Origin of the sequence: Rhodococcus sp. (in: high G+C Gram-positive bacteria), assembly GCF_049299235.1 — a bacterium.
Classification (GTDB): domain Bacteria; phylum Actinomycetota; class Actinomycetes; order Mycobacteriales; family Mycobacteriaceae; genus Rhodococcus.
In genome coordinates this window covers 1-9,757 of sequence record NZ_JBAQXC010000120.1, presented here as the reverse complement: position 1 = coordinate 9,757, position 9,757 = coordinate 1, and the positions used below count along the sequence as shown (strand labels likewise).

Annotated in this window: 8 protein-coding genes, 2 pseudogenes and 1 other annotated feature; of the genes and pseudogenes, 3 read left to right on the top strand and 7 right to left on the bottom strand. The window is 65.7% G+C overall.

Features of this window, described 5'->3' with window-relative positions; all coding sequences use genetic code 11:
• Nucleotides 1-114: 114 nt before the first annotated feature.
• Nucleotides 115-1,149 (bottom strand): ATP-dependent nuclease, encoded by a 1,035-nt coding sequence (locus tag WAX14_RS07595; RefSeq protein ID WP_422627481.1) that lies wholly within the window; start codon nucleotides 1,147-1,149, stop codon nucleotides 115-117.
• A gap of 136 nt (nucleotides 1,150-1,285) precedes the next feature.
• On the opposite strand from WAX14_RS07595, the pseudogene WAX14_RS07590 reads away from it, so the two are divergent.
• Nucleotides 1,286-2,505: pseudogene (locus WAX14_RS07590) on the top strand (IS3 family transposase); the annotation flags it as partial.
• Nucleotides 1,564-1,692, top strand: a sequence feature (AL1L pseudoknot). It overlaps the preceding pseudogene by 129 nt.
• Here WAX14_RS07590 and WAX14_RS07585 read toward each other — a convergent pair.
• The 4 genes from WAX14_RS07585 to WAX14_RS07570 form a co-directional block, all read right to left on the bottom strand.
• Nucleotides 2,438-2,692 (bottom strand): Mu transposase domain-containing protein, encoded by a 255-nt coding sequence (locus WAX14_RS07585; RefSeq protein WP_422627480.1) that lies wholly within the window; start codon nucleotides 2,690-2,692, stop codon nucleotides 2,438-2,440. The pseudogene WAX14_RS07590 and the gene WAX14_RS07585 overlap by 68 nt on opposite strands.
• Nucleotides 2,655-3,119 (bottom strand): hypothetical protein, encoded by a 465-nt coding sequence (locus WAX14_RS07580; protein ID WP_422627479.1) that lies wholly within the window; start codon nucleotides 3,117-3,119, stop codon nucleotides 2,655-2,657. The genes WAX14_RS07585 and WAX14_RS07580 overlap by 38 nt, the downstream gene beginning before the upstream one ends.
• A 589-nt stretch (nucleotides 3,120-3,708) precedes the next feature.
• Nucleotides 3,709-4,326, bottom strand: a complete 618-nt coding sequence (locus WAX14_RS07575) for an NAD(P)-dependent oxidoreductase (protein WP_422627478.1) — start codon at nucleotides 4,324-4,326, stop codon at nucleotides 3,709-3,711.
• A 12-nt stretch (nucleotides 4,327-4,338) separates the two neighbouring features.
• Complete coding sequence (locus tag WAX14_RS07570) at nucleotides 4,339-5,247, bottom strand: EamA family transporter (protein WP_422627477.1); 909 nt, start codon at nucleotides 5,245-5,247, stop codon at nucleotides 4,339-4,341.
• Between the two features lie 89 nt (nucleotides 5,248-5,336).
• Between WAX14_RS07570 and WAX14_RS07565 the strand changes: the two genes are divergently transcribed.
• A complete protein-coding gene (locus WAX14_RS07565) occupies nucleotides 5,337-5,834 on the top strand; it encodes a MarR family winged helix-turn-helix transcriptional regulator (protein ID WP_422627476.1) in 498 nt (165 codons plus the stop codon).
• A gap of 190 nt (nucleotides 5,835-6,024) precedes the next feature.
• Nucleotides 6,025-6,507 (top strand): annotated as a pseudogene (locus tag WAX14_RS07560) (nicotinamide-nucleotide amidohydrolase family protein); the annotation flags it as partial.
• A 601-nt stretch (nucleotides 6,508-7,108) separates the two neighbouring features.
• Here WAX14_RS07560 and WAX14_RS07555 read toward each other — a convergent pair.
• Both WAX14_RS07555 and WAX14_RS07550 read right to left on the bottom strand, forming a co-directional pair.
• Entirely contained in the window at nucleotides 7,109-8,779 is a 1,671-nt protein-coding gene (locus WAX14_RS07555) for a zinc-ribbon domain-containing protein (RefSeq protein WP_422627475.1), read from the bottom strand.
• Nucleotides 8,780-9,065: 286 nt separating this feature from the next.
• Nucleotides 9,066-9,407 (bottom strand): hypothetical protein, encoded by a 342-nt coding sequence (locus WAX14_RS07550; RefSeq protein ID WP_422627474.1) that lies wholly within the window; start codon nucleotides 9,405-9,407, stop codon nucleotides 9,066-9,068.
• Nucleotides 9,408-9,757: the final 350 nt, after the last annotated feature.

The following is a 9,757-nucleotide window of genomic DNA, read 5'->3' as shown; positions in this document are numbered from 1 at the left end:
TGTCCGGGATTACGAGACCCGACCCGATCATCATGAGGCGATGGTCCACGTCGCGATGATCGCCACGATGTCACGTCGGCTTGCCCGTTCTGCTTGACCCTCGACCCGGAGTTTTCAGATGCACTCTAAGAGGGTATCGACCATCATGCGAGCCGAGTCGTCCTCACAGAAAACTGTCAGCTCGGCATGCTGCTCGTCATCCATACTCGAAAGTGCGTACTCGGGGCTTACCCCGTATACCACGCGTTTTCCGCCGTCTCTGGTGTTCTGGATCAGGACTCGAGCCTCTGCGGGCAGCTGTTCAAGGACATAGGCGGAGTGCGTCGAGAGGATGAATTGAACACGAGACTTGCGCGCAATGTCGATTAGTTCCGTGACGAGTCGCCGCTGTGCACGCGGGTGAAGCGATGCCTCAACTTCATCGATGATAATGAGCGAGTTTCGCCTTGCCTGCTCAAGGATCTCCATCAGATCGAATGTGGCGTCTTCGCCAGCTCCTTGGTGATAGTTGGAATAGGTACGATCTTCCGTACCAAGAATTCCCACCGCCTTACCTGCTTCTTTTTTGAAGGAAGCATCCGTGTAGGCGCGGCTCATGACCCGTGAGAGAACGCTAACCGAGGCAGAACTCAGCGCGGAACTCTGTCCGTTCGAATTGATCGAGTCACGTACCGCCCGTCCGTAACCGATCAGCGTGTCGATGGGTTGGGTCCTTGAGATGTCCAGGAAGTACACATCACGCTGGAATCGGTCGGTCATGCCTCGCCAACGCTTCGTCGGCTTACGCAATTTCTCGGTAGTAACGCTCGAACCCCGCCGGACCGTGTATTCGATTGATGCTCCTGACACTGTCTCCCACGGAGTCGACGGAAAGAAGTCGTCCGGATTGACGGTCTGCGTACCGCTGCCCTTACCTGACGACCTGTACACCGTGGCGGCAGCTTTCAGGACAGTGCTCTTACCCGATCCGTTCTCGCCACAGACTGCGACCACGGGGAACCGAAACTCGACCTGCTGCCCGGTCCATCCCCGAATCCCCGACACTTGGACCGATTCCAGGAACTGCGGCCAACCATTGGCATCGTGCCGAGCCACGTTCCAGTCAGACTTCAATGCTGCCAGCGTTCGTGCCAGTCCATCCTGTGACATGAAAATCTCTCCGCTCGTTATGCAATGCTATTTACCGGAGTTGCCAGACCTCTGCAAAGCTAGGAGTGCGTTAAGCCGTCGGACTGAATCGCCCCGGGTCTGTCGGAGGCTCTCGAACCTGTGAAGGATGGAGAGCATGGCAGCACCACGGAAGTACAGCGTTGAGCTGAAGGAACGAGCAACGAGAATGGCGGTCGAAGCCCGCCAGGATCCGGCGACACGACCGGGAGCGCTCACACGGATCGCAGATCAGCTCGGTGTGCACCCCGAAGCGCTCCGGACCTGGGTCAAGCAGGCCGAGGTCGACGGGGGCGTACGCCCGGGCACCACGACCAGTGATGCCGAACGGATCGCGCAGTTGGAACGGGAGAATCGCGAGCTGCGGCGGGCGAACACGATCCTCAAGCAGGCCTCGGCTTTCTTTGCGGCGGAGATCGACCGCCCACAGCGCTGATCGTGGAATTCGTCGCTGCTCACCGCGATGAACACGGAGTCGATCCGATCTGCGCGGCCCTGCGCGAGACAGCTGCCCAGATCGCTCCGTCCACGGTCCGAGCTCACCTGAGTCCCCAACGAACGGAATCGGCCCGTGCGGTGCGTGACCGTCAGGTTCTGTCCGAGATCCGGAAGGTTCATGCCGACAATCTCGGCGTGTACGGGGCCCGCAAGGTGCATGCGAGTCTGAAACGAAAGGGGATGGCAGTGGCCCGATGCACCGTGGAACGATTGATGAAAACCGATGGGTTACAGGGAATACCCCGATTGAAAGGTCGGAAGACCACACACAGTGACGGCGCCGAGACTCCGCGGCCGGCAGATCGAGTGCAGCGGCGATTCGTCGCCGACGCACCCAACGTGTTGTGGGTGGCGGACCTGACCTACATTCGCACGCACTCGGGGTGGGTTTACGCCGCATTCGTCCTCGACGTGTTTTCCCGGATGATCGTCGGTTGGCAGGTCTCGACGTCGATGCGCACCGATCTGGCCCTCGACGCCTTGGATATGGGGTTGTGGGCGCGCCGACGGGCCGGCCAGGATGTTGCCGGGTTGATTCACCACAGCGACTGCGGTGTGCAGTATCGAGCGGTGCGGTACACCGAGCGCCTCGACGAGTGCGATGCGGTCTCTTCCGTTGGTTCCAAGGGTGATTCGTATGACAACGCGATGGCGGAGGCGTTCAACTCGTTGTTCAAGGCCGAGTGCATTCGCAATCCCGTGATGCGTCCATGCGGGGGCTGGCGGGGCGTTGGAGAGGTCGAGTGGGCGGTCGCCGAGTACATCGACTGGTTCAATCATCGCCGCTTGCATGGCGAGATCGACCACGTTCCACCTGCCGAGTACGAGGCGACCCACTGGGCGAATCACACCGCGGACGACTACGGTGAGATACCGGTCCGCGCTGAGGCCGGAACCAGATAGCTGAGCCTCCACCGAACTCGTGGCGATTCAAGGCGTTCAACAAGACCCGGACTTGCCTGCCAATGAGCCGCGCGGGGACGGAGTACTTATTGCCACGCACACTGACCTGGGCGTAGCGGTCCACGCGCGGGGTGAACCATCGGCCGGTCTCGAACCGCTCGGCCGGCAGCGGTTTGAGCACCGTGCGCTCGGCATCGAATGCCTGCCTGCCCGAGGGTGTGGGCCCGGCCGCCGATGCGGCGGTGTTCGTCGTCCCGATCGTACTGGTCGACCAGGGCGTTGAGTTCGGCGAGGGAACCGACCTCGGGGATCGAAACGAGGTGGTTGCGGCGGAACCACCCGACCTGGCCTTCCACGCCGCCTTTTTCGTGGGCGCCGGTGATCCCGGGCTGGCAGTAGAACGCCTTGAGGTCGTAGTGGGACCGGAACGCCGTCCACCGGTCCGCTTCGACCCGGGCTCGGGAGAACCCGAGAACCCGGGCGACGGCTGCCTTGAGGTTGTCGTACCGGATTTTCCCGGCCGGCCACGCCGCCGAGCACGCGGAAGGCATGCGCGTGGCCCTCGAAGAACGCCTCCTGCCCGGCCGACGCCGAGATGCGGTGCACCGCTCTGCCGGAATAGGACATGTGCAGGCAGAACAGGTAACAGGTCACCAGTTCGCCGCGGAGCCGGATCGCGGCCTCGCCGAAGTCGACCTCGGCCTCACGGCCGGGTAGATGTGTTTGGGGCACGAACGCCTCCACCGGTACCCGGCCGTGCTCGGCCCGGATCTGCGGGCGACGAACGGATACGTACTGGCGCACCATCGCGTACGAGATCCCTGACGCGGCATGCTCCCGCAGCAGCCGGTCGAAGATCCTGGTCGCGGTGTGTCGCTGCTTGCGGGGCGCATCGAGATCGGTGATCAGCATGTCGTTGGTCACCGCCTTGAACGGGTCCAGGCGCGACGCCCGCTGCGGATACTCGGCGCGCGGTGCGGGCCACGCCGAATCCAACGCGGCCCGCACCGTGCGCCAGCCGACATGATGGACCCGCTGAATCTCCCGAGAAGACATGCCCTGCCGTGCATCGCGGCGGATCGCGGCGGATCGCGGCAAACAACTCGACCCGTGATGGTGACGTGCGCCCGCCCGGTTGGATCATTCGTGACGGGAACCGGTCGTGGCGACGGTGAATCGCGTGTTGCGGTGGGTCGGGTGTTCGATCTCGTCGATGGCGGCGACGGCGAGGTCTTCCATCGACAGGTGGGAGTGGCCGTGTTCGTCGACCAGGAGCTCGTCGGTGCCGGTGCGGTAGACGCCGCTGCGTATCCCGGGCTGCATGTCGGCCGCGGGGCTGAGGTAGGTCCAGTCCGCACGAGTATGGCTGCGGCAGATCATCAATTGATCGATCGCGCTGGCGGCCAGGTCACGGATATGGGTGGGCACCCAGTTCGGGTCGTCGGCGACGTACCGGCCGTCGGTGCCGGGTACGAGTAGGCTACCGGCCCCACCGACGAGCAGGAACCGCACTCCTGCCGCGGCGTGAGCGTCGAGTAGTGACATGGTCACCGCCGCTGCGCGCCCCTCGTCTCCCGGCTGCTGCCGGGTGGCGCCGACACCGACGTCGTGGCCGGACAGAAGCAGTGCCAGCGCGGCGGTGTCGATGACGTCGATTTCGACGCGGGTCAGTGCGGTGACGTGGTGACGGCGGCGCAACGCCTCGGCGACGACGCGACTGCCGACATTGCCGGAGGCTCCGATGACGGCGATTTTCACAAGTGAGTCCTTTCAGTGGTGCGCGGAGACGCGGTGTTCGTCCGGTGGGGTGGTGGAACGAACTTGGTGACGGCCCGGCGCTTGGGCGGCGACCACGGCGACCAGGGCCAGCGCCAAGCCGACCGCTTGTGTGCCGTTGAGGTCTTGGCCGAGGACGGCCCACCCGAGTGCTGCGGCCACGATCGGCGACAGAAGCGTCAGAAACGATACGGCGGTGACCGGCAGCCTGCCGATACCCCGGAACCAGAGCGTGTAGGCGAGCAGCGCTCCGACCACCCCGAGCCAGGTATATCCACCGATCGCTGGCAGTGACAGTGTCGGGGGTGGCCCTTCGAGCAGCAATGCGAGCGGAAGCAGGAACAAGCCACCCGCGGTCAGTTGCCATCCCGCGAACGGGAGCGCGCCGACAGGGTTGCCCCACTTGCGGGTCAGCACAATCCCTGCGCTCATCGATACCGTGCCGCCGAGACCCGCCGCGACACCGAATGGGTCGAGATGTGCCCCGGGTTGCAAGACCATCAACCCAACTCCTGCGATCCCGACGATTGCCCAGCCCACCCGCCGCCGTCCGGGTCGCTCGTGCAGCAACACCGATGCCAACGCGGCGACGACGAGCGGCGAGGTCGCACCCAGGATCGCCGCCGTCCCGCCGGGCAGTCGGTATGCCGCGACGAACAGCAACGCGAAGAACACGCCGATGTTCAGGATCCCGAGCAGTGCCGCTCGCCACCACCAGTGGCCATGCGGCAGACGGCGTGCCAGCGCGACTGCGATCAGACCCGCTGGAAGCGCGCGCAACGCACCCGAGAGCAGTGGCCGGTCCGGGGGCAGCCACTCCGTGGTGACCAGGTAGGTCGTGCCCCAACTCAGCGGTGCGACTGCCGTCGAGGCGATCAGGCCCGATCGTGCTCCACGAAGCATCGACACTCCTTAACATTGAACTATTGAACGTTGAGAAGATTAGGCACACTGATACGTTAACGTCAAACAGTTCAGCAGTGAGGTGATCAGTGGATCGAGTCGACGTGATTCTTCAGCAGTGGTCGACGGCCCGCCCCGACCTCGACACCACCCCCATGGGTGTACTCGGGCGCCTGTCGCGGGCATCGCGCATAGTCGAAAAGCGACTGCACACCGTCTTCGCGGATCATGGACTACAACCAGGCGAGTTCGATATTCTGGCCACTCTGCGCCGCAGCGCCGACATCACGGGAATGTCGGCCGGCGCCCTCGCCGAGGCCGCCATGGTCACCTCCGGCGCAATCACCAACCGAGTGGACCGCCTGGTCGCCAAGAACCTCGTCACCCGCGACCTCGACCCGGCAAACCGCCGAGTCACCCTGATCACACTGACCCCTCTCGGGCGGGATCTCATCGACCACGCCGTGGCCGACCACATCACCAACGAAAAACAGATCCTCGCCGGACTCACCTCGGGCGAGCAGGCCCGGTTGGCAAGCCTGCTGCGCACCCTGCTGACCAGCCTCGATGACACCTGCCAGGACTGACCGACCGGCGTCGCCCAAGTAACTGCGAGGCATTCGTGATCGATCGCACGCGCGCCGAGCCCATGGCTGCCCCCATGCCGGCCCGGGGCATTGACTCAGTGACGCCGACTTTCATCGACATCAAATCCCCCACCGCCTGACCGCCGTCGAGATTGACCGACATTCAGCGCCAAGGTTCACCGACAAAGCCAAGGCGCACCTCGCCGAGACATTGCGCCGGGCCGAAGCAGACATCGCCGGCCTCGACCGGCTCGAGATCACCACCTGCCTTCGACACGGCGAACTCGACATGGTCACCAGATTCGCCTCCGGCGACGCGCACGTCTACCACCGTCTCCTCGACGTTCTCACCGAACACCACGGACACCAGGTCTTCTCCACCGACGGCTCCACCATCGACGACCATCTGATCGACGCCCTCGACGGACGGATGATCGCGACGGCGGAATCGTGCACCGGCGGACTCGTCGCTGCGCGTCTCACCGCCCGCCCCGGATCGTCGGCCTATGTCACCGGCGGCGTCGTCTCGTACTCCAACGGCGCCAAGACCGGCTTGATCGACGTACCCGTCGAGATGATCGCCACCCACGGTGCGGTCAGCGAACAGGTCGCCGCGGCGATGGCCGAAAGCGCCCGGCGCCGCCTCGAGGCCGACGTCGCGGTCTCCACCACCGCCGCACTGCATCTCGTTGTCGCACAACTCAAACGAGAGTGAGACCGCACCACGCCACCCTTTGCCCGAGCCACTGTCATCGACGACGCCCGGCTTCGGAACTCCCCGAAGCGACGTTCACGACGGCCAGTACACCTCCCTCGTCTCTGTCGGCCAAGAGCGTCAAGACATCGGTCCGAGTTCTTCACCAACCGGTGCACGGTGCACCATGGTCGACCTCAACCCCCGACCGATGCCCGACGCCGCGCGCACCCTCGCCGAACATGATCACCCCACCCCCGCCTGCACCACGACCACCACATCGTCTCCCCGAGCCTGCGCACGGCACTGCTGGAGTTGCGGAAGCTGTGACCAGCGGCGGCCATCCTCCACGCGTTCCAAGGCCATATCCGGCAGCGGCATCGCCGCGCGCACTTCAGTGACGCCATCACGCCGCGCGGTGGGTGTTTCAGCAGATCCACCTGCGTCGATGACATGCCCCCTGCGAGGGTCTGCCGCGCGCCGGCGTGGCGGTTCGGTCGCGGGCTGCAGGGGGGGTGGGGTGTCAGCGGCCGTGGGTAACCGGGCCCGTGTCCCCTGTTCAGGCCCGGATGGGCACCGTCTACGAGCAGGGCGGTAGCGCGTTCACCCAGTCGTGAATGCCATCTGTGACCATGCGAGGCCGCGGCGCCGTCGAATGCACCCGGATCTCGAGGTATCGCGGGTGCTCGATCCCGAGACTGGGCAGATCGTCTTCCCGCAGGCGCACCACCATACAGCCGGCCGCGAGCAGGTCCAGGCTCTTGCGCTGGTCGACGAGGATCTTCGCGTCCGCACGATGCCAATAGGCGCCGTCGTACTCGATCACCACCGTCCGCCCCTGGTGCTCAACGCTGATGTCCGTCGTCCACGAGCGGCGTGAGATGAACGCATCATGCTGAATGGTAATTCCGGAGCGGGCATTTCCGAAGATCGCGAGTGCTGCGGCGTGGTGATCGAGTTCCACACGGGATTTGCCGGCCTGCCGGCACTCCGGGCATTCGGCGCCGTTCGAGCGACTGCTCACCGGTGCGTTCCACACGTGGTCGGGGTTGGTGACGCAGCTCCATTGCGGCACGAACGGCAGCGACGCGTGTGGGCGGACATGCCAGGCGGTGACCGGGTTCGCCGGGCTCCATTCGGCGGCCAGCCCGGGATCGTGCCAGGCCAAAGATCCGAGGATCGTGTGGCAGGACAGACACCGGAGTCGTTGTCCGCCGTCGCGGCTGCGGACCGACTCCGGCCATTCGTGGCCGCAGCAGTTGCTCTTCCACCACATCACCCGCTCGGAGTTCCACACCACGTTCTCGGGTGTGTGCTTGCCGTTGCGGGTCGGGTGCCACTGCGCGGCGAGCTCCGGTTGCAGCTCGGCCACCGACTTGGTGTGTGTCGCGGTCTTCGTGCCGCGGCAGTGTGGGCAGCCGGCGGTCAGGAACAGCGCTGGTCTGATGCGGGGATGATGCCCATTCGCGCAACGGAATTTGTAGGCCTTCCCGCTACCGGCGACCATCACGCGCCGAGGATCGTCGTCGTTGTCGTCGGACCACGCCCCGGCCAGCTCCGGCACGTCAGCGACCGGTGTGCGCTTCCATTTCTCGTCGTCGGCCTCCCGCGCCTCCCGTGTGCGTGCCTCGCAGTCCGGGCATCGTGGCCGCTCGGTCATCACGCAGACCTTTTCGGCGAACTGGAACCCGCAATCGGGGCACTGCCAGTTGCAGGTGCGGCGGGCCCGCACCGTCACCGTCTCGAACACCGACGTCTCGTTGCTGTCGTGATCCCACCACTGCACAGCCTCAGAGTCCGACTCCGCGAGCAGTACCCGACCCGGACGCGGACTCGAGGGATCGGAGGAACGCCGGTTGCGGGAACAGGTGCAGCCCGACCCGAAATCGGTGAACCGGGCCGCGCTGATCCGGCCGCACCGTCGGCACCGAGCCAGAACCGGGTCGTGGTCGTCGTGGACGCCCCCGAGCGGGTCCACCAGGTCGAGGTCGCGTTCGTCGAGATAGCCGGTGATGCGGTCGATCGGCCACCACTTCTGCTCGAGGAACCGGCGCACCGGCGGCGTCGGGTGAGCACGCAAGATGTCCACCGGCGGATAACGGCGCAGCAGATCGAGCATCACACGGTCGAACTCCATCCACGGCTCCGAGCGCACGTCGGTTGCCCGCTGCTTCCAGAAACACGCCCGGCACGTCGCGATCCCGGCAGCGTTGTTGCCCACGATGTAGTCGAGGCGGTAATGCGACCTCACCCCACAGCTGCGGCAGGTGGTCAACCACCAGGTCGCCGGCGCCGTGAACGGCTCCGGCGGCTCGAGGCCACCGGCGCGCAGAATCTCGTCGAGACAGCCTGTGCACCAAGCAGGTTTCGATCGCGTGGTGAACGCAGCCGGCCGGTCGCATCCTGCCGTCGCGCAGCGCTGCGTGGTCGTCGTCGATGCCACCTACGCCCCCATCCCGCACACGACCCGACCCGCCTGCACTACGTCCTAATAACCCATATGGAGTCTAGGGGCGGCGGCGCATCGTCGGCGAGCATCACCACGACTCCGGCCCGGTCCGGGATACAGGAGCGTCGAGGTCGCGTGTCGGCGCGCTGGCTTCCGACACCGAAGGAACGACGCGCATGGTCGAGGACCAGCGCAACCGGCCCGCACGCACACCCTCGTACTTGCGGCCCTGCCCGCGGGTGATCTCCCGCAACCCGTCCAGTTCGGCGAAGAACACCAACTGCCAGCCGCCGGCGACGAGTTCGGCGATGACCGGCGCCGGACCCCGACCGGTACCACCGTCGCAGCGCGCCGCATCGGCGAGGGCGTGCACATCGACCGAGGTCGCGGCCGGGTTCGATCCGGGCACCGAGAAAAGCTCCCGGCTCATCCACACTCCGTACATTCGCGCTCCTCGATCCACCGGCTCGGCCGTAGGCGAACCGCCCGCACCCCATACTGCCCGTGCACAGTGTGCCCCAGGTGGCCCGGCCGAGAAGGACGGCAGGTCGATACCCCACCCGCACCAACCGCCAGGCCCCTTCTCGGCGCGCATCCGCGCCGTGGACCCCGTCGGCGTTCGCTACCGTGCCGAGCATGGGCACGACCCTGCACGCACCCCACCCCTGGCCGCACATCACCGCCGCCCTGCGCGGTTCCGGACCCCGCCGCGGCGCCATCGCCTACCTCGACCACACCGCCCCCCGAGTTGCTGCCGCTGCGTGCCGGAGACCCGTTGAT

Bases quoted from the DNA above. Each gene is read 5' to 3' on its own strand.
- WAX14_RS07550 (WP_422627474.1), bottom strand. From the start codon at position 9,407: ATGAGCCGGGAGCTTTTCTCGGTGCCCGGATCGAACCCGGCCGCGACC.
- WAX14_RS07570 (WP_422627477.1), bottom strand. From the start codon at position 5,247: ATGCTTCGTGGAGCACGATCGGGCCTGATCGCCTCGACGGCAGTCGCA.
- WAX14_RS07595 (WP_422627481.1), bottom strand. From the start codon at position 1,149: ATGTCACAGGATGGACTGGCACGAACGCTGGCAGCATTGAAGTCTGAC.
- WAX14_RS07580 (WP_422627479.1), bottom strand. From the start codon at position 3,119: ATGCCTTCCGCGTGCTCGGCGGCGTGGCCGGCCGGGAAAATCCGGTAC.